We start from the raw sequence: 18124 nt of genomic DNA, 5'->3' as shown, positions 1-18124 counted from the left end.
CGCGGCTTCGGTGGATCACTGATGCGCGCGTGAGGCGATGCCCTACGCGGGCCCATACCGCTTTGCCCTGCGCTGCTCTACACGTCGGACGACCTGAGCAGCCGGTACAGCGTGTTGCGCCCGATGCCCAGCCGTCGCGCGGCCGCGGAGTGATTGCCTTCGCATTCTTCAAGGACGCGTCGTGCGTGCACGCGGGATTGGTCTCGCAGCATCGCGGGCGCGGAATCCGTTGCGGCCGTCCTCTGCGACGACGGGCCCGATCGGCCCGGTGCCGAGGTCGAGGCCGTCGTGCGCGCCTGGATCGGAATGAGGACCGGGATGGCCATCGGTTCGTTCTGGTCCAGCTCCTCCACAAGGTCGTCCGGCAGGTGTCCGCGGCGGATCACCGACTCGCCAGGCTCCATCAGCGCGCAGGCGATGCGCAGCGCCTGCTCCAGCTGGCGCACATTGCCGGGCCAACGGTAGGCCGACAGCTCGCGCGCCAGCGGCGGATCGAGCATCACGCGCCGCCGCGGCTCCAAGGCCGCGAGCAGGCGCTCGACCAGCAGGGGCAAGTCCTGACGCTCCCGCAGCGGCGGCAGGCTCAGCGTCAGGCCGTTGAGCCGGTAGTACAGGTCCTCGCGGAACAGGCCCTGCGCGACCAGCGGCCGCAGAGGACGGTGACTCGCGCCGATCAGTTGGAAGTCCACCGGCACCGACGGTCCGCCGCCCAGCGGTTGGACCAGCCGGTCCTGCAACACGCGCAGCAGCCGCGCCTGCAGTGGCAAGGGCATGTCGCCGATCTCGTCGAGGAACAAGGTGCCGCCGTGCGCCTCGCGCAGTCGCCCTTGCGCCCCTTCGCGAGAAGCGCCGGTGAACGCGCCGGGCCGGTAGCCGAAGAGCTCCGCCTCGATCAGCGTTTCGGGCAGCGCCGCGCAGTTCACCGCCACGTAGGGTCGTCCGCAGCGCGAGCCGCTGTCGTGCACCGCGCGGGCGAACAGATCCTTGCCGACGCCCGACTCGCCTTGCAGCAGCAGCGGGATCGGCTTGTCGAGCACCCGTCGCGCGCGGAGCACCGCCTGGTGCATCGCGGCGTCGCCGAGATCCAGCGCCTGCAATGCATCTTCCACCGCCGGCGCGCAGGGCGACAAGCTCGGCAGGACCTCCGCTTCGACGATCGTCGAATACGAGCTCGAGCTCGTGCTCGTGTTTGCGTTCGACACGGGCGGCGCGGGACGGCGCCAACCGCGCGGCGCATCCAGCCGCAGCCACAGCGGCGGCGCGTCCTCGCGATGCAGCAGCCGCGCGCCTTCCCCGTCCTGTCGCGCCCAGTCCATCAATTCGGCCCACCGCAGCGGCAGCACCGATTCGAGCGGACTCGGTCTCGCCGCGTCCGTGCCAAGCCACGCCTGAGCCGCCGCATTGCAGCCGAGGATCCAGCCGTCCTCGCTCAGCGCGAGCAGTCCCTCGGTCGGTGTTCCCAGCCCCTCGGGCTGGACGTGGATCTGCAGGCGCAGGCCATCCGCGTGGCGCGTCTGGAACAGGCGATGCTCCACCATCCGCGCCGCTGAGCGCACCAGCGCCAGCGTGTGCCGCTGGAAGCCACGCTGCTCACCGGAGATGTCCAGCACGCCCAGCACGCGTCCCTGCGGATCGCGGATCGGCGCCGCCGTGCAGCTGAGGAAGGCATTGCGCTCCAGGAAATGCTCGCCGCCGAGCACCGCCACCGGCCGCTGCTCCGCCAGCGCGGTGCCGATCGCGTTCGTGCCCCGCCAGCGCTCGTCCCAGATCGCGCCAGGCCGCAGCGCCACGCGCTGCGCGCGGTCGACGAAACGGCCATCGCCGAGCGCCCCCAGCAGCAGCCCCTGCGCGTCGGCCAGGATCACCAGGCCATCGCCGTCGCGCGTCTGTTCGAAAAGGTCCTCCATCACCGGCCGGGCATGGGCGACCAGTTCATGCTGGCGCTCCAACGCCCGTTGGAGCTGCGCGCCCGATGCATGCGGCGCGCCGGGCGGTCGCCCGACGGGGCTCAAGCCGAAATCGCGGCTGCGCAGCCAGCTGCGGCTCAGCCCTTCGTCGAGCGTCTCGACGCTGAGCCGGCCGGTGTTCAGCAGCTCGCGCCGCGCGGCGCGCAGCAGTCGCGGCGCCAGTGCGGCGCCGCTCGGGGTTTTCACCATGCCGTTGTCTCCTTGGCATTTTTCGTGGACGTCACCGGCCCTTCGCGGGCTCTCGATCGTCTCGGCGGGTGATGCCCGCCGGGTTGAACCGGATTCAGCACCGACGTGTTCCATTCCGGAACACCTGTCCCCCTGTCCAGGCGTGTGGTCCAGCGTGGACCGATCCTGACCAACTCTGCCGCCGATGGGAAGAGGCTTTCCGCCCGGCAAACAGGGTCTTGCGTCCGAAGCCGGCGTTGGCACGGGCCATGCAATGAGGTCCTCGGCGTCCCTCGCCTCAACAACACGGAGACAACACCATGATCTACGCCAAGCCCAACGCGGCCGGCGCACCGCTGGCCTTCAAGAAGCGTTACGACAACTTCATCGGCGGCCAGTGGACGGCGCCGCGCGACGGCCAGTACTTCGACGTGATCACGCCCATCACCGGGCAGGTCTTCACGCAAGCGGCGCGCTCGACCGCCGCGGACATCGAACTCGCGCTGGACGCCGCGCATGCCGCTGCGGAAAAGTGGGGCGCCACCTCCGCGGCCGAGCGCGCCAACGTGCTGCTGCGCATCGCCGACCGCATCGAGCAGAACCTGGAACTGCTCGCCTACGCGGAGACCGTCGACAACGGTAAGCCCATGCGCGAGACGCTGAACGCCGACCTGCCGCTGGCGGTCGACCACTTCCGCTACTTCGCCGGCTGCCTGCGGGCGCAGGAAGGCGGGCTCAGCGAGATCGACGCCAACACCATCGCGTACCACTTCCACGAGCCGCTGGGCGTGGTCGGCCAGATCATCCCGTGGAACTTCCCGATCCTGATGGCGGCCTGGAAGCTGGCACCGGCGCTGGGCGCGGGCAACGCGGTCGTGCTCAAGCCGGCCGAGTCCACACCGGTCAGCATCCTGGTCCTGGCCGAGCTGGTCGCGGACCTGCTGCCGCCTGGCGTGCTCAACATCGTCAACGGCTACGGCAAGGAAGCCGGCATGCCGCTGGCGCAGAGCAAGCGCATCGGGAAGATCGCGTTCACCGGCTCCACGGCGACGGGCCGCGTCATCGCGCAGGCGGCGGCGACCAACCTCATCCCTGCGACGCTGGAACTCGGTGGCAAGAGCCCGAACGTCTTCTTCCCCGACATCGCCGCGCAGGACGACGACCTGTTCGACAAGGCGATCGAAGGCCTCGTGCTCTTCGCATTCAACCAGGGCGAGGTCTGCACCTGCCCGTCGCGTGCGCTGATCCATGAATCGATCTACGACAAGTTCATCGCCCGCGCGATCGACCGCGTGAAGGCGATCAAGCAGGGCAACCCGCTCGACACCGAGACGATGATGGGCGCGCAGGCCTCGTCGATGCAGCTGGACAAGATCCTGTCGTACTTGGAGATCGGCAAGCAGGAAGGCGCGCAGTGCCTCATCGGCGGCGGACGCGCGCAGCTGGGCGGCGATCTGGCGGGCGGCTACTACATCGAGCCGACGCTCTTCAAGGGCACCAACGACATGCGGATCTTCCGCGAGGAGATCTTCGGCCCGGTGCTGGCGGTCACGACCTTCAAGACGGAGGAGGAGGCCCTGCGCATCGCCAACGACACGCCGTACGGGCTGGGCGCGGGCGTGTGGTCGCGCGACATCAACACGGCCTTCCGCATGGGCAAGGGCATCAAGGCCGGCCGCGTCTGGACGAACTGCTATCACGCCTACCCCGCACACGCGACCTTCGGCGGCTATAAGGAGTCGGGCATCGGTCGCGAGACCCACAAGATGATGCTGGACCACTACCAGCAGACGAAGAACCTGCTCGTCAGCTACTCCCAGAAGAAGCTCGGATTCTTCTAACGGAGTCCTAAGCCCCAAGGCCCGCAGGCAGTGAACGCGGGTGGGGCCGGAATGTCGCTGGGGGTTCCCGGAGGGATGCCCCCTGCGACGTGGAGTGCCCGCGCTTGGCCATCCGGAGTCGGTCGTCGCCCTGCTCCATCGCCGAAGCCCGAGAACAATACAAATGTTCAATTAAAAGACATTTGTTTGTATCCACGGCGAATTCTCTCTAGAATCCGCCGCCATGACGCCCCCCAAGGAACTCTCCTCGAAGGAACAGCTGCTCTCGCTCGTCGAGGCCAACCCCTTCATCGGCCAGCAGGAGCTGGCGGACCAACTGGGGCTCTCGCGCTCCGCCGTGGCCGGCCATCTGGGGCAGTTGACGCGGGAAGGCCGCATCCTCGGCCGCGCCTACGTGCTGCCGCAGCGCCAGCCCATCGTCTGCATCGGCGGCACGAACCTGGACCGCAAGCTGCGCGCCGTCGGCCCGCTGCGGATGGGCAGCTCGAATCCGGCGCAGCAGCATGAGTCCGCAGGCGGCGTCGCCCGCAACATCGCGGAGAACCTCGCGAGGCTCGGCCTGCCGGTGCACCTGTTGACCGCTGTCGGCCGAGATGCGGCCGGGCAGACGCTGCTGGCGCAGTTGCAGGGGCTCGGTGTCGATTGCGCGGGCTGTCTGCAGGCCGCGGACGCGGCGACGGGCAGCTACACGGCCGTGCTCGATCCCGACGGCGAAATGGTGCTCGCGCTCGCCCACATGGAATTGACGGATCGGCTGGACCCTGCCTTCCTGCGCCAGACCGCGCCGCAACGCGCGCCGGCGCGCTGGCTGGTCGCCGACCTGAACCTGCCGCGCGAGACGCTCGACGAGCTGCGCGCCGAGGCGCGTCTGCGCGGCCAGCGCCTGCTGCTGGTGGCCGTGTCGGAACCGAAGATGGCGCGGCTCGGCGCCGACCTGCGCGGCGTCGAACTGCTGGTGCTGAATCGCGGCGAATTGCAGGCGCTCGTGGGCCGGGCCTTGCCTGATGACGACGCCTTGCGCGCCGCGTGGCGATCGCTGCATGAAGCGGGACTGCAACGGCTCGTGATGAGCGACGGCGCCGAAGGCGTCCGTTTCTCCGAAGGCGGCGAGCTTGTCCTGCTTCCGCCACCGCGGCTGGAACCGGCCTCGATCCGCGAGGTCACCGGCGCCGGCGATGCGCTGACCGCCGGCATCGCCGCCGCGCTGCACCGCGATCCCGACGACCTGCGCGGCGCCTGCGCGCTCGGCCTCCAGCTGGCAGCGCTGACGCTGCAGAGCGACGCCACCGTCAGCGAAGCGCTCAGCCCGGCGCTGCTCGTCTGATCGCGATCGACGCAGACCCGCATCCGTATCCGTATCCGTATCCGTATCCACGACGGATCAAACACGAATCCAAGAGAGACCCCATGACCACGCAAGACCTGATCGACCAGAACCTCATCGACTTCTCGCCCGAAGTGGCCAAAGCGCGCGCCGAGGGCCGCCCGCTGGTGGCGCTGGAGTCCACGATCATTTCGCACGGCATGCCCTATCCGCAGAACGTGCAGACGGCGCGCGAGGTCGAGGCCATCGTGCGCGAACACGGCGCGGTGCCCGCGACGATCGCAGTGCTGGACGGGAAGATCCGCATCGGCCTGAACGACGCGCAGCTCGAACTGCTGGGCCAGTCGCCCGACGCGATGAAGCTGAGCCGCCGCGACCTGCCCTTCGCGCTGGCGACGGGCCGCGTCGGCGCCACGACGGTGGCCGCGACGATGATCTGCGCGCGTCTGGCCGGCATCGAGGTCTTCGTCACCGGCGGCATCGGCGGCGTGCATCGCGGCGCGGAGACCTCCTTCGACATCTCCGCCGACCTGCAGGAGCTGGCCCGCACGCCGGTGGCCGTGGTCTGCGCCGGCGCGAAGAGCATCCTCGACCTGGCATTGACGCTGGAATACCTGGAGACGCACGGCGTGCCGGTGCTGTCGGTGGGCCAGGAGAACTTCGCCGCGTTCTACACGCGCGACAGCGGCTTGAAGGCGGACTTCCGTATCGACGCGCCAGCGGATCAGGCGCGGTTCCTGCGCACGAAGTGGGCGCTCGGACTGGGCGGCGGTGCGGTGATCAGCAATCCAGTGCCGGCGGCGCATGAGATGCCCCAGGCCGTCATCGACGGCTTCGTCGAGCAGGCGCTGAAGGAAGCCGCCACGCAGGGCATCAGCGGCAAGGCGGTCACGCCCTACCTGCTCGCCCGGATCAAGGACCTCAGCGGCGGCGCCAGCCTCGTCACCAACATCGCGCTGGTGAAGCACAACGCCGTCGTCGGCGCGGCGCTGGCCAAGGCACTGGCCCTCTGACGCCTCCCGGAAACGCTCGTTCACGCTCCAATCGCACAGGTTTTCCTCCCGCTCGCGCAGGATTAACCTGAACGAAACAATCATCGAAAGAGCCGGACTTAACCTTCCGCGCCCTCAGGGAGCTTTGCAAAGCGCTCCCTGGATGACCTGTCGTTGGAGAACGTGTTCATGCGCCGCAAGCCCCTTGTCCTGTCATTGATCGTCATCCTGCTCATCGCGGGAGGGGGATGGTGGTGGAAGTCGCGCGCTGCCTCGCGTGACGGCGGCGAAGCCGGCCCGGCGGCGGCCGCGCGCGGCGCCTCGGGCCCCGCCGGCGCCCAGACGGTCGGCGTGGTCACGGCGCAGCGCCGGGACGTCCCGGTCACCGTCGAGGCCTCCGGCACCGTCACCCCGATCAACCAGGTCGACCTCCGCGCCCAGACCACGTCGACCATCCGCGACGTGCTCGTCCACGACGGCCAGACGGTCACCAAGGGCCAGGTCCTGTTCCGCTTCGACGAACGCGCGGACCGCGCCAACCTCGACAAGGCCAAGGCCCAGCTCGCCCGCGACAAGGCCGCCCTCGGCGACCTGCAGCGCCAGTACGAACGCGCCAAGGACCTGCTGGCGCAGAACTTCGTCGCGCAGAGCGCCCTCGACACCGCGCTGGCCAGCCTGCAGGGCGGCCGCAGCCTCGTCGACGCGGACGCCGCCGCCGTCGAATCCGCGTCCGTCGCGCTCAGCTACAACGAAATCCGCGCGCCCTTCGCCGGCCGCGCCGGCGCCGTGAACGTCTGGCCCGGCAGCCTGGTCCAGGCGAGCGCGACAGGCACGCCGCTGGTCAACATCGTCCAGATCGACCCGATCGCCATCAGCTTCAACTTGCCCGAGACCGAGCTCGCCCCCGTGCTCGACGCCATGCGTCCTGGCGCCACCGGCGCGCAGGTCACGCCACCCGAGGTGCAGGTCGTCCTGCCGACCATCGAGGGCGGCCCTTCCCGGAAAGACAGCAAGGGCGGCAAGGCCGTCGAATCGGTCGCCCGCGGCAAGCTGACCTTCGTCGACAACCTCGTCGACGCGACCACCGGCACGATCAAGCTGAAAGCCGAGTTCACGAACGACGCGCAGAAGCTCTGGCCCGGCCAGTACCTGCGCGTGCGCATGACGCTGCGCAGCATGAAGGACGCGGTCGTGATCCCGCAGGCCGCGATCATCCTGCGCGGCAACGACCGCCAGGTCTACGTCGTCGGCCCCGACAAGACCGCCCAGCTCAAGCCGGTGAAGCTGCGCTACACCTTCGGCGAGATGGCCGTCGTCGACGGCGTCGACGCGGGCGCGAGCGTGGTGCTCGACGGCAAGCAGAACCTGCGCCCCGGCACGCCGCTGCGCACGCAGCCCGCCGCCGTCGATCCGGCCGCCGCCGCGCGCCTGGCCGCGGCCTCGGCCGCCGCGGGCGGCGGCGCCTCCGGCAACGACGTCGCCGCGCCCTGATCCCGGCCTTCCGGTCCACGCCTTCGACGCCTTGATGCTCCGAAGCCTTCAGCCCTCGCGGAAGCTGCCATGAATCTCACCGAACTCTTCATCCGCCGGCCGGTCATGACCGTGCTGCTGAACGTCGCGCTGGTCGTCGCCGGCATCGCCGCCTGGAGCCGCATCCCGGTCGCCGCGCTGCCCAGCTTCAACACGCCGGTCATCAACGTGCAGGCCACGCTGCCCGGCGCCAGCCCCGAGACGATGGCCTCGTCCGTCGCGCTGCCGCTGGAGAAGCAGTTCTCCACGATCGCCGGCATCACGACGATCTCCTCGACCAACACGCTTGGCAACAGCTCGCTGACGCTGGAGTTCGACTCCGCGCGCGACATCGACGCCGCCGCGGTCGACGTGCAGGCCGCGCTGTTCCGCTCGCTGCGGGCGCTGCCGGTCGAGATGACGACCCCGCCGTCCTACCGCAAGGTCAACCCGGCCGACGCGCCGGTGCTGCTGGTGGCGCTGACCTCGCCGTCGATCAACCTGTCCGAGCTCAACGACTACGCCGAGAACCTGATCACCCCCAGCCTGTCGACCATCGACGGCGTGGCGCAGGTCTCCATCTACGGCCAGAAGCGTTTCGCGGTGCGCATCAAGGCGCGCAACGAGCTGCTCCAGCAGCGCAACATCACGCTCGACGAGCTGCAGGCCGCCGTCAAAGGCGCCAACGCCAACACCCCCGTCGGCACGCTGGACGGCGCGCGCCAGACGCTGACCATCCAGGCCAACAAGCAGCTGCGCGACGCCAACGCCTTCGGCAGCATCGTCGTGGCCACGCGCAACGGCGCGCCGGTGTTCCTGCGCGACGTGGCCGATGTCCAGGACAGCTACGAGACGGTCAAGTCCTTCTCCAACTTCAACGGCGAGCGCTCCATCGTGCTGGCCGTGCAGCGCCAGCCCGATGCCAACACGGTCAAGGTCGTCGACGCGGTGAAGGCGATGCTGCCGCGCTTCGCCGCGCAGCTGCCGGCCTCGGTGCAGATGAGCACGCTCAACGACCGCTCGGTGTCGATCCGCGAAGGCCTGCACGATGTCTACTTCACGCTGGCGCTCACGGTGGCGCTGGTCGTGATGGTGATCTTCCTGTTCCTGCGCCGCATGGTCGCGACGCTGATCCCGACGCTGTCGCTGCCGATCTCGCTGATCGGCGCGGTGACGCTGCTGTTCGCGCTGGGCTACAGCCTGGACAACATCTCGCTGCTGGGCATCACGCTGGCCGTGGGCCTGGTCGTCGACGACGCGATCGTGATGCTGGAGAACATCTACCGCCACGTCGAGGACGGCATGGCGCCCTTCGACGCCGCGATCCGCGGCGCGCGCGAGATGGCTTTCACCATCATGTCGATCTCGATCTCGCTGATCGCGGTGCTGATCCCGATCTTCTTCATGCCGGGCGTGATCGGGTTGCTGTTCCATGAGTTCGCCGTCGTCGTGTCGCTGGCGATCGGCGTGTCGGCCGGCGTGTCGCTGACACTGGTGCCCATGCTGTGCAGCCGCTTCCTCAGCAGCCATCACGAGGTCGAGGAGAACGCGCTCGGCCGCACCTTCGAGGCCGGCTTCGGCTGGGTGTTGAACAAGTACACGGCGTCACTGGACTGGGCACTGGCGCGCCGCTGGGTCGTCGGCGTGGTGGCGCTGGCCACCTTCATCGCCAGCGCGTGGCTCTGGATCGTCATCCCCAAGGGCTTCTTCCCGGAAGAGGACATCGGCCAGATCCAGGCCAGCACCGAGGCGGCCGAGGACATCTCCTTCGCCGCGATGACGGTGCTGCAGGAACGCGTCGCGCAGATCGTGCAGGACGATCCGTCGGTGTCGTCGGTGTCCGCCGCGGTGGGCGGCGGCGGCGGGGGCGGCAACGTCAACACGGGGCGCCTGTTCATCAACCTGAAATCGCGCGGCGAGCGTCCGCCGATGCCGCAGGTGCTGGAGCAGCTGCGCAAGAAGCTGCGCGGCGTGCCCGGCATCGCGGTCTACCTGCGGCCGGTGCAGAACCTGCAGCTCGGTGGCCGGCAGTCCAAGAGCCGCTACCAGTTCACGCTGCAGTCGGTCAGCACCGGCGAGCTCAACACCTGGGCCGTGAAGCTGCAGGACAAGCTGCGCAACGACCCGGTGTTCCGCGACGTCACCAGCGACTCGCAGCTGCGCGGGCTGCAGGCCAACCTCGTGATCGACCGCGAGCGCGCCACGCTGCTGGGCGTGCAGATGCAGGACCTGCGCAACGCGCTGTACTCCGCCTTCGGCGAGCGCCAGGTCTCCAGCATCTACGCGGAGAGCAACACCTACCAGGTGATCATGGAGGCGACCGACAGCGACCGCCTCAGCGAGGACGCCTTCGACAAGATCTATCTGCGCGGCAAGAACAACACGATGGTGCCGCTGACGGCCTTCGCGAGCGTGAAGCGCGAGCTGGGCCCGACGGCGGTCAACCACCAGGGCCAGTTGCAGGCGATCACGCTGAGCTTCAACCTCGCGCCGGACGTGCCGCTGGGCACGGCCACGGGCAAGATCGACCAGTTCACCAAGGAGATCGGCCTGCCGCCGTCCATCATCACCAGCTACGGCGGCGACGCGGCGGTGTTCAAGGACTCGCAGGGCGGACAGCTGCTGTTGATCGTGCTGGCGATCGCGGTGATCTACGTGCTGCTGGGCGTGCTCTACGAGAGCTACATCCATCCGCTGACCATCCTGGCGGGGTTGCCCTCGGCGGCGGTGGGCGCGCTGCTGACGCTGCAGCTTGCGGGCATGGAGCTGACCATCATCGCGACGATCGGCATCCTGATGCTGGTGGGCATCGTGAAGAAGAACGCGATCATGATGATCGACTTCGCGCTCGACGCGCAGCGCAACGGCGGCATGACGCCGCCGCAGGCGATCCGCGAGGCCTGCATCCTGCGCTTCCGCCCGATCATGATGACGACGCTGGCCGCGCTGATGGGCGCGCTGCCGATCGCGCTGGGCCTGGGCGCCGGCGCGGAACTGCGCCAGCCGCTGGGCCTGGCGGTGGTCGGCGGTCTGATCCTGTCGCAGGCCGTGACGCTCTACATCACGCCGGTGATCTACCTGGCGTTGGACCGGTTCAGCGGGAAGGGGCCGGATACACGGGAGGTGGAGGAGACGCGGCTCACGGAACACCCGGCGCATCCGGTGGCAGGCAGCGCGGACTGAGCGCATGACGAGGCGCACGACGGAGCGTCTGTACATCGAACTTTGAACGCTTTCGTCGCGGCATGAACTCAGTTGTCATGCCGATCGAAACTTCCTTCTGCGCTTCATCCTCCCTGTCGCCGTCGTCGTCCGCATTCGATGTGGAACCGACAGCGCCATGGCCCACTCAACAGGCCTTCGAAGAGCAGCTGCTGGCGCTGAGTCGCCTCCCCATCGGGGCAGGCGGCTCTCCGTCCGAAGCTGCGGAGGCCGAACGCCTCTACGACCTGGCATCGCCCATCAAGCGCTTGCTGGACGACACAGCGCCGTACCCTGACGATTTCACCCTGCGACACAGGGTGGCAACGATTGGGGCCGCTGTCGACTACGGGCGCTTGCCTGTGGAACACGCTCGAAGGCTCCTGGTACCCGACGAACCGTCTTGGTTGACCAGCCTGAACACCTGCCGGCGCGTCCGTCTGGCGCATGACACGCTCCAGACCCTTGCCAAGGGCTTCATGTCGAGAGAAGACGGGGTCGTCACGGATGCCGGCAAGTCGCTGTTCCTGCAGATGCTCGAAGTCAAGGGCGATTCGCCGAGCCAGGTCCTGCTCAGCATGGAGCTGTTCCATCCGGCGGTCCACTGGTTGCCAAGCCTCGATCGGGACAAGGCCAAGTTGGCCGGTCGGCTGCTCGACTTGATGGACCAGATGCAATTCACCGACGCTCAGATGGATCAGGTTCGCGACGTGCCTCGCAAGCAACCGCCTCCGGCGCCCGCAGGGTTCCTTGACCGGCGCGCATGACCTGACCCCCTGCGGCGTTTGAAGGCCGTCTTCAGCGTCGCTGCCTGGCCCCGAATGGGCTGCCCCCTACACCCCGCTCACTCCTTATGCCGATCGACTTCTCGAGCCGCGCGTGCTCGTCCGTGTCCCTGTCATCGCCTGGGTCCGAACCCGACCTGGCGCCGCCAACGTCCTGGCCTGCAGAAAAGGTCTTCAACGAGTTGCTGCAGCAGCTGCGTGACCTTCCCGTCCCAGCGCGACGCCCGCTCCCGGCGGGCCCGTCGGCGGCCCCGTACGACGCGCGGCTCGGGAGCATGGATCGAGCTGCTTCAGAGGCCGAGCGCATCTATGACCTCGCCTCCCCCATCAAATGCCTGCTGGACGAGTCCGTGCCCTTCCCCAATCCCCCCTACACGACGTGCCGCAGGCTGCAGACGATCGTGTCGGATTTTCAACAGGGACTTCTGTCTGAAGGACACGTCCGACGACTGCTGGTGCCGGGCGAGCCTTCCTGGCTCGACCAGTTGAATACGCCACGACGGATCAAGTTGGCGTCGGTCCTGTTTCACGCGTTCCGAAGTCTCAGCATCAGTGAGCCCTTCGCGGACGCCGACCGATCGTTGTTCCGCTGGCTGTTCGGGATCGAGGGCGACTCGCCGAGCCGCGTCGTACTCAACATGGACCTGATCGCGGAGCCTTTGTTCTTTCAGACCGGCATGGACCGTCAGAAGGCCGACTTGGTCGATGACATGACCCGCAACATGGACAGGTTTGGATTCACTAGCGACGAGATCTTCAAGGCGCTCGGTGTTCCCCTCAGGCAAACGCCTACCTCGCTATCGTTGTCAGGTTCCTGACCTTCCCGTCGAGCTTCCTGCGGGACGCCGATGCCGCCGCCGGTCGGGCGGCGCTCCGGCAAGTGCTAGAGATCGTCCTGACCCCCTTGCGTCGCCGCGCTGGCTCAGCGCGGCGGCGTGAAACTCCGGCGCGCCAGCGCCGCCGCATCGCGCCCGATGCACCCCGGCGCGTGATCGTTGATCAGCCCCATCGCCTGCATGAACGCGTAGACCGTCGTCGGGCCAACGAACTTCCAGCCGCGCTTCTTCAGTTCCTTGGAGAGCGTCACGGACGTCTCCGACGTCGGCCGCACATCGCCGCCCTCCTCTGGATCCTCGTAGCGCCAGAAGAACGCGGCCAGCGAGCCGGCCTCCTTCTGCAGTTCGAGCGCGCGGCTCGCGTTGTGGATCGCCGCCTCGATCTTGCCGCGGTGGCGCACGATGCCCTCGTCCGCGAGCAGCCGCGCGACATCGGCCTCGCCGAATTTCGCGACCTTGGCGATCTCGAACTGGCGGAACGCTTTCCGGAAGTTCTCGCGCTTGGCGAGGATCGTCCGCCACGACAGCCCCGACTGGAAGCCCTCCAGGCAGAGCTTCTCGAACAGCCGCCGATCCTCGTGGACGGGGTAGCCCCATTCCTTGTCGTGGTAGTCGCGGTACATGTCGAAGCCGGGCGCCTCGCACCACTTGCATCGCCACTGGCCGTCCGGCCCTTGCGCCAATCGATCGCTCATCGCCGCCCTCCCAGGCGTGTCATGGACGCGCGATTCTGGCCCGAACGCCGCCCCGGCCTTGGCAGCAGTTCAACCGCCGGCCGTCTTGTGGAAGACCGCTTCGTCCCCCGGCCACGTGTGCACGCGCGCCTCGATCAGGTCGAGGACGTGCACGAAGGCGCTGCCCGCGCCGTAGTACGGGTCGGGTACCTCGTCCAGGCCCAGTCCTGTCATCCCGGCGAGGAACAGCCCCAGCTTCGCCGGAGAGACCGCCGGACGCACCACCTTCAGGCCGCGCAGCACGTTGCGGTCCATCGCCAGGATCAGGTCGTAGCGATCGAAGTCCTCAGTCTTCACCTTGCGCGAGCGCCAGCGCCGGTCCATGCCGTAGCCGCGCTGCTCCAGCACCGCGAGCGCGCGCTTGTCGACCGGGTGCGCGCGCGACGAGGCGAACACGCCGGCCGAGTGCACCTCCGTCAGGCCGAGTTCTCCGGCGCGCAGCCGCAGCACGGCCTCGGCCATCGGCGAGCGGCACAGGTTGGCCGCGCAGACCAGCAGCAGTCGGGTCACCGGGGCGACGCTTCCGGGCTCAGAGCGCCAGTTCGGCGCGCATGGCGTCGATGACGCCCTTGTAGTCGGGCTTGCCGAAGATCGCCGAGCCCGCCACGAAGGTGTCCGCGCCCGCGGCCGCGATCTCGCGGATGTTGTCGACCTTCACGCCGCCGTCGATCTCCAGGCGGATGTCGCGGCCGCTGGCCAGGATCATCGCCTTGGCCTGCTGCAGCTTCTTCAGCGCGCCGGGGATGAAGCTCTGGCCGCCGAAGCCCGGGTTGACGCTCATGATCAGCACCAGGTCGACCTTGTCGATGACCCACTCCAGCACGTCCAGCGGCGTGGCCGGGTTGAACACCAGGCCCGCCTGCGCGCCTTCGGCCTTGATCAGCTGGATCGTGCGGTCGACGTGCGCGCTGGCCTCGGGGTGGAAGCTCACCAGATTCGCGCCCGCGCGGCAGAAGGCCTGCGCCAGGCTGTCCACCGGCTGCACCATCAGGTGGACGTCGATCGGCGCCGGCGTGCCGTCCGGCTTCACGGCGTGTTTCTTCAGCGCCTCGCAGACCATCGGGCCGAAGGTCAGGTTGGGCACGTAATGGTTGTCCATCACGTCGAAGTGGATCCAGTCCGCGCCGGCGGCCAGCACGTTGCGGACTTCCTCGCCGAGCTTGGCGAAATCGGCGGACAGGATGCTGGGGGCGATGCGGTAGGTGGGCGGGTTCATGGCAGGGCGGGCGCGGAGCCGCTGGCGGGGAAAGTCGACGATTGTAGAAAGGCGGCGGCATGCCTGGGCGCCAGTGCCTCCTGCTCAACGGTAACGTTCGGCGAGCCGCGCGATCTCCCCGGAAGCGCTCAGCTGGCGCAGGCGGTCGGTCAGGCGCTCCACCACCGCCTCGGGCAGCTGGCGCGAGACGACGACGTACTGGGTCTCTTCCTCGAAGACCTGGGGCCCGATGCGCACGCGGGACTCCAGGCCCGCGCCGCGCGCCGCCTGGCGCAGGTTGAAGTCCTGGCCGTAGACCCCGCCGGTGCGGCCACGCACCAACATCTGCAGCGCTTCCTTGTCGCTGCGCGCGGATTCGAGGAAGGAGACGTCCGCCTCCTGCAAGGTGGAGGCCAGCTTGGTCCCCTGCGCCAGCAGCAGCGGCTGGCGCCGCGAGAAGGCGCGCAGCTCGTCCCAGGTGCGCGGAGCCCGCTCGTCGCCAGCGCGCACCGCCAGCACATGCGAGATGCGGTACAGCGGCACCGGCAGATAGCGCATCAGCGCATGGCGATGCTCCGACTTGAGGAGGCAGAAGAACACGTCCAGGTCGCCGTTGCTCAGCATCAGCTCGAGCCGCCGCAGCGGGACCGACTGGTTCAGGCCCTCGATGTGCAGGTCCGGATCGGTCCGCATCACGGCCTCGGCGATCTCGCCGCACAGGCCGGGGCGTTTCGGATCGCCCGAGGCGTACTTGGCCGGCGCGCCGGCCTGCGCAGCGCTGCGCAGCGTCAGCGGCCCCGTCGCGCCCGCGCCCGGCACGGCGGGCACCGCGGGTCCGGACGGCGCCGCCAGCGCCGAGTTCGCGGCCACCAGGCCGACGTCGACGACGACCGAGGCGACCACGCCGACCAGCGCGCAGCCGCGCGCCATGGCCTGGCGTCGATTGGGACCGGAAACTGCCAACGGGTGTCCTGCCCTTGTCTCCATGACGGATGGCGTCCGGTGCGTGCCGGTCGCGTGTGGTGGTCCGTTCGAGCGGGTTCTGTTTTTTTGCTCTGTGCGGTAGCCAGCATAGCCCACGTGGGGCTCCGCAGATTCCCTAGAATCGGTCGATGGCACATCCGCACTTCCATTGCAGCGTCGCCGTCGAGCCGCTCGCCGACCAGACCTTCCCGGACCGCAACGAGTTTGCGTACGCCTACACCGTGACCATCGAGAACCGGGGCGACGTCACCGCCCAGCTCATCGGCCGCCACTGGACCATCGTCGACGGCAACGGCAAGGAGCAGGAAGTGCACGGGCTGGCCGTCGTCGGCCACCAGCCGCTGCTGCAGCCGGGCGAGCGTTTCCAGTACAGCTCCTGGGCGCAGATCGCGACCCGCCACGGCACGATGAGCGGCCGCTTCCTGTGCGTCACGGACAAGGCCGAGGTCTTCCACGCCGATGTGCCCGAGTTCCTGCTGGCCGATTCCGGCTCCCTGCATTGATGTTCCGTCGCCAGGGCTGGGACCTCACCGCGCTGCTCAACGCGGCGCATCCGCAGGCGCCGCTGGCCGAGCGCAACCTCTGGCTGGTGCGATTGATCGAATGGCTGCGGCACGCGCCGCTCAAGGATGACCGGGCTCCGGCGTCCGCATCGGCGGCGCCGGCCGCGGCCGCCGCGACAAACCCGTCCACGCTCGGAGACGAACCGGCACCGCCCGCGGTGACGCCCGCGGCGCCCTCCGCCCCGCTGCCGATCCGCCGCCTGAAGTACCTGCTCCGCATGCTGGAGCGCCACCCCGACCATGCAAAGGCCTTCGCCGCGGTCATCGCCAGCGTCTGGGCCGACGTCGACGCGATCAGCCTGTTCGCCGAGGTCGGTTTCGCACCGCGCATGGCGCTGTGGAACGAGTTCCTCGGCCGCCTGCGCCGGCGTCTGCTGCCGCTGAGCGCGGACACCAAGGACCTGTCCGAACTATTCGAACTGCTGTTCCCGCACGAGGCCGACGAGCAGTGGATCAACGCCGTCGACGACGAACTGCTGGAGCGCCTGGGCCTGCTCTTCGCCGGCGCGCCCGAGGGCGACTGGCGCGAGGAGATGCGCGCTGCGATCACGGTGCTGGTGAGTTCGGTGCGCTCGGCCGGCCTGTCCGGCGCGCTGCGCGTGCGCATGGATCCGCAACTGCTGGCGCGGCGTCCGTTCCGCAATCTCGCGACCGCATGGGAGCAGGTCGAGCACGCGCTGGTCGAGCACGACCGCGCCGCGCTGCCCGGCCGGCTGCAGTACCTGCGCGGCCTGCTCGATGAATGCCGCGCAGCAGTGCGCTCCGTGCCGGACCACCTGGAGGAACACGGCGTCTCGGTGGATCTGATGTTCGGCGTCGAGCAGATGCAGGCGCGGCTGCGCCGCGTCGAGGATCTCCTCGCGGTGCTGCTGGCGGATCATCCGCAGCGCGAGCTGCTGCGGCTGGTGGCGGCCCTGGTGGCCGTCGTGCACGACCGCCGAAGCATCCGGACGCTGTTCGCGCGGCATTACTCGCTGCTGGCGCGCAAGGTCGCCGAACGCAGCGCCGAGACCGGCGAGCACTACATCACCCGCAACCGCGAGGAGTACGGCGACATGCTGCGCCGCGCCGGCGGCGGCGGGCTGGTGATCGCGGGCACGACCTTCATGAAGTTCGCGATCATGGCGCTGGGGCTGTCCGCGTTCTGGGGCGGCTTCTGGTCGGGCGTGAACTACGCGGGCAGCTTCGTGCTGATCCTGCTGTTGCACTGGACCGTCGCGACCAAGCAGCCGGCGATGACTGCGCCGGCATTGGCCGACAAGCTCCGCCACATCGACAGCGACGCGGGCCTGCAGGCCTTCGTCGACGAGGTCGCGCACCTGTTCCGATCGCAGACGGCGGGGATCATCGGCAACCTCGCGCTGGCGGCGCCGATGGTGCTGGTCGTGCAGTTGGCGGCGTGGCTGAGCTTCGGCAAGCCGCTGGTCGGCGTGAAGGAAGCCGAGCATGTGCTGCACTCGCTGACCGTGCTGGGCCCGTCGCTGTTCTTCGCCGCGTTCACCGGGGTGCTGCTGTTCGCCTCCAGCCTGATCGCGGGCTGGGTCGAGAACTGGTTCGTCTTCCACCGGCTGGACAGCGCGATCGCATGGAACCCGCGCATCGTCGCGCGGCTAGGCGCGAGCCGCGCGGGGCGCTGGTCCCGTTGGTGGCGCGACAACATCTCGGGGCTCACGGCCAACATCAGCCTGGGACTGATGCTCGGCCTGGTGCCGGCGCTGCTGGGCTTCTTCGGCCTGCCGATCGAGGTGAGGCACGTGACGCTGTCGACCGGCCAACTGGCCGCGGCGGCGGGGGCGCTCGGGTTGGACGTGCTCAAGCACTGGCCGTTCTGGCTCTGCGTGATCAGCATCCTGGGCACCGGCGTGCTGAACGTGGGCGTCAGCTTCTTCCTGGCGTTCAAGGTGGCGTTGCGCTCGCGCGGGATCCGGCTCGCGGACCAGAAGCGCGTGCGCGCGGCGATCTGGACGCGGATGCGCCGTCAGCCGATGAGCTTCCTGGTGCCGCCGAAGGGCTGAGGCCCGGACG

At 68.9% G+C, this 18124-nt stretch carries 14 protein-coding genes; 9 read left to right on the top strand and 5 right to left on the bottom strand.

Annotated features, from left to right (window positions below; genetic code table 11):
- Nucleotides 1–77: 77 nt before the first annotated feature.
- Nucleotides 78–2156 carry a sigma-54-dependent Fis family transcriptional regulator gene (locus AC07OZ_RS11640; protein WP_495467281.1) on the bottom strand — a complete coding sequence of 693 codons (2079 nt, stop codon included), beginning with the start codon at nucleotides 2154–2156 and terminating at the stop codon, nucleotides 78–80.
- A 299-nt stretch (nucleotides 2157–2455) separates the two neighbouring features.
- Here AC07OZ_RS11640 and adh point away from each other — a divergent pair, with 299 nt between their 5' ends.
- From adh to AC07OZ_RS11605, 7 genes are all read left to right on the top strand, one after another.
- Nucleotides 2456–3976, top strand: a complete 1521-nt coding sequence (adh, locus tag AC07OZ_RS11635) for an aldehyde dehydrogenase (protein WP_495467280.1) — start codon at nucleotides 2456–2458, stop codon at nucleotides 3974–3976.
- Nucleotides 3977–4199: 223 nt separating this feature from the next.
- Nucleotides 4200–5300: a carbohydrate kinase gene (locus AC07OZ_RS11630; RefSeq protein WP_495467279.1), complete on the top strand. Its 1101-nt coding sequence runs from the start codon at nucleotides 4200–4202 to the stop codon at nucleotides 5298–5300.
- A gap of 83 nt (nucleotides 5301–5383) precedes the next feature.
- On the top strand, nucleotides 5384–6313 hold the full coding sequence (locus AC07OZ_RS11625) for a pseudouridine-5'-phosphate glycosidase (RefSeq protein ID WP_495467278.1): 930 nt from the start codon (nucleotides 5384–5386) through the stop codon (nucleotides 6311–6313).
- Nucleotides 6314–6481: 168 nt separating this feature from the next.
- Nucleotides 6482–7783, top strand: coding sequence for an efflux RND transporter periplasmic adaptor subunit (locus tag AC07OZ_RS11620; protein WP_495467277.1), 1302 nt, complete (start codon nucleotides 6482–6484; stop codon nucleotides 7781–7783).
- A gap of 69 nt (nucleotides 7784–7852) precedes the next feature.
- Nucleotides 7853–10984 carry an efflux RND transporter permease subunit gene (locus AC07OZ_RS11615; protein WP_495467276.1) on the top strand — a complete coding sequence of 1044 codons (3132 nt, stop codon included), beginning with the start codon at nucleotides 7853–7855 and terminating at the stop codon, nucleotides 10982–10984.
- Nucleotides 10985–11061: 77 nt separating this feature from the next.
- Nucleotides 11062–11769 carry a hypothetical protein gene (locus AC07OZ_RS11610; protein WP_495467275.1) on the top strand — a complete coding sequence of 236 codons (708 nt, stop codon included), beginning with the start codon at nucleotides 11062–11064 and terminating at the stop codon, nucleotides 11767–11769.
- 293 nt (nucleotides 11770–12062) lie between these two features.
- A complete protein-coding gene (locus AC07OZ_RS11605) occupies nucleotides 12063–12605 on the top strand; it encodes a hypothetical protein (RefSeq protein ID WP_495467274.1) in 543 nt (180 codons plus the stop codon).
- A 104-nt stretch (nucleotides 12606–12709) separates the two neighbouring features.
- On the opposite strand, the gene AC07OZ_RS11600 is transcribed toward AC07OZ_RS11605, so the two are convergent.
- The 4 genes from AC07OZ_RS11600 to AC07OZ_RS11585 all read right to left on the bottom strand — a co-directional run bounded on the left by AC07OZ_RS11600 (nucleotide 12710) and on the right by AC07OZ_RS11585 (nucleotide 15515).
- Nucleotides 12710–13318 (bottom strand): DNA-3-methyladenine glycosylase I, encoded by a 609-nt coding sequence (locus tag AC07OZ_RS11600; RefSeq protein ID WP_495467273.1) that lies wholly within the window; start codon nucleotides 13316–13318, stop codon nucleotides 12710–12712.
- 69 nt (nucleotides 13319–13387) lie between these two features.
- Nucleotides 13388–13867 carry a low molecular weight protein-tyrosine-phosphatase gene (locus AC07OZ_RS11595; RefSeq protein ID WP_495467272.1) on the bottom strand — a complete coding sequence of 160 codons (480 nt, stop codon included), beginning with the start codon at nucleotides 13865–13867 and terminating at the stop codon, nucleotides 13388–13390.
- Between the two features lie 19 nt (nucleotides 13868–13886).
- The gene (rpe, locus tag AC07OZ_RS11590; RefSeq protein ID WP_495467271.1) at nucleotides 13887–14573 is read right to left on the bottom strand and encodes a ribulose-phosphate 3-epimerase; all 687 of its coding nucleotides are present in this window, start codon (nucleotides 14571–14573) and stop codon (nucleotides 13887–13889) included.
- 84 nt (nucleotides 14574–14657) lie between these two features.
- Entirely contained in the window at nucleotides 14658–15515 is an 858-nt protein-coding gene (locus AC07OZ_RS11585) for a substrate-binding periplasmic protein (RefSeq protein ID WP_495467270.1), read from the bottom strand.
- A 149-nt stretch (nucleotides 15516–15664) separates the two neighbouring features.
- Between AC07OZ_RS11585 and apaG the strand changes: the two genes are divergently transcribed.
- Nucleotides 15665–16039 (top strand): Co2+/Mg2+ efflux facilitator ApaG/CorD, encoded by a 375-nt coding sequence (apaG, locus tag AC07OZ_RS11580; protein WP_495467269.1) that lies wholly within the window; start codon nucleotides 15665–15667, stop codon nucleotides 16037–16039.
- Complete coding sequence (gene tlpB, locus AC07OZ_RS11575; RefSeq protein ID WP_495467268.1) at nucleotides 16039–18114, top strand: transporter-like protein TlpB; 2076 nt, start codon at nucleotides 16039–16041, stop codon at nucleotides 18112–18114. Before apaG ends, tlpB begins: the two co-directional genes overlap by 1 nt.
- Nucleotides 18115–18124: the final 10 nt, after the last annotated feature.

It is taken from the genome of Roseateles sp. GW821-FHT09G03 (assembly GCF_059416045.1).
The sequence above is the reverse complement of the archived record's forward strand: the minus strand, read 5'-3'. Positions and strand labels throughout refer to the sequence as shown.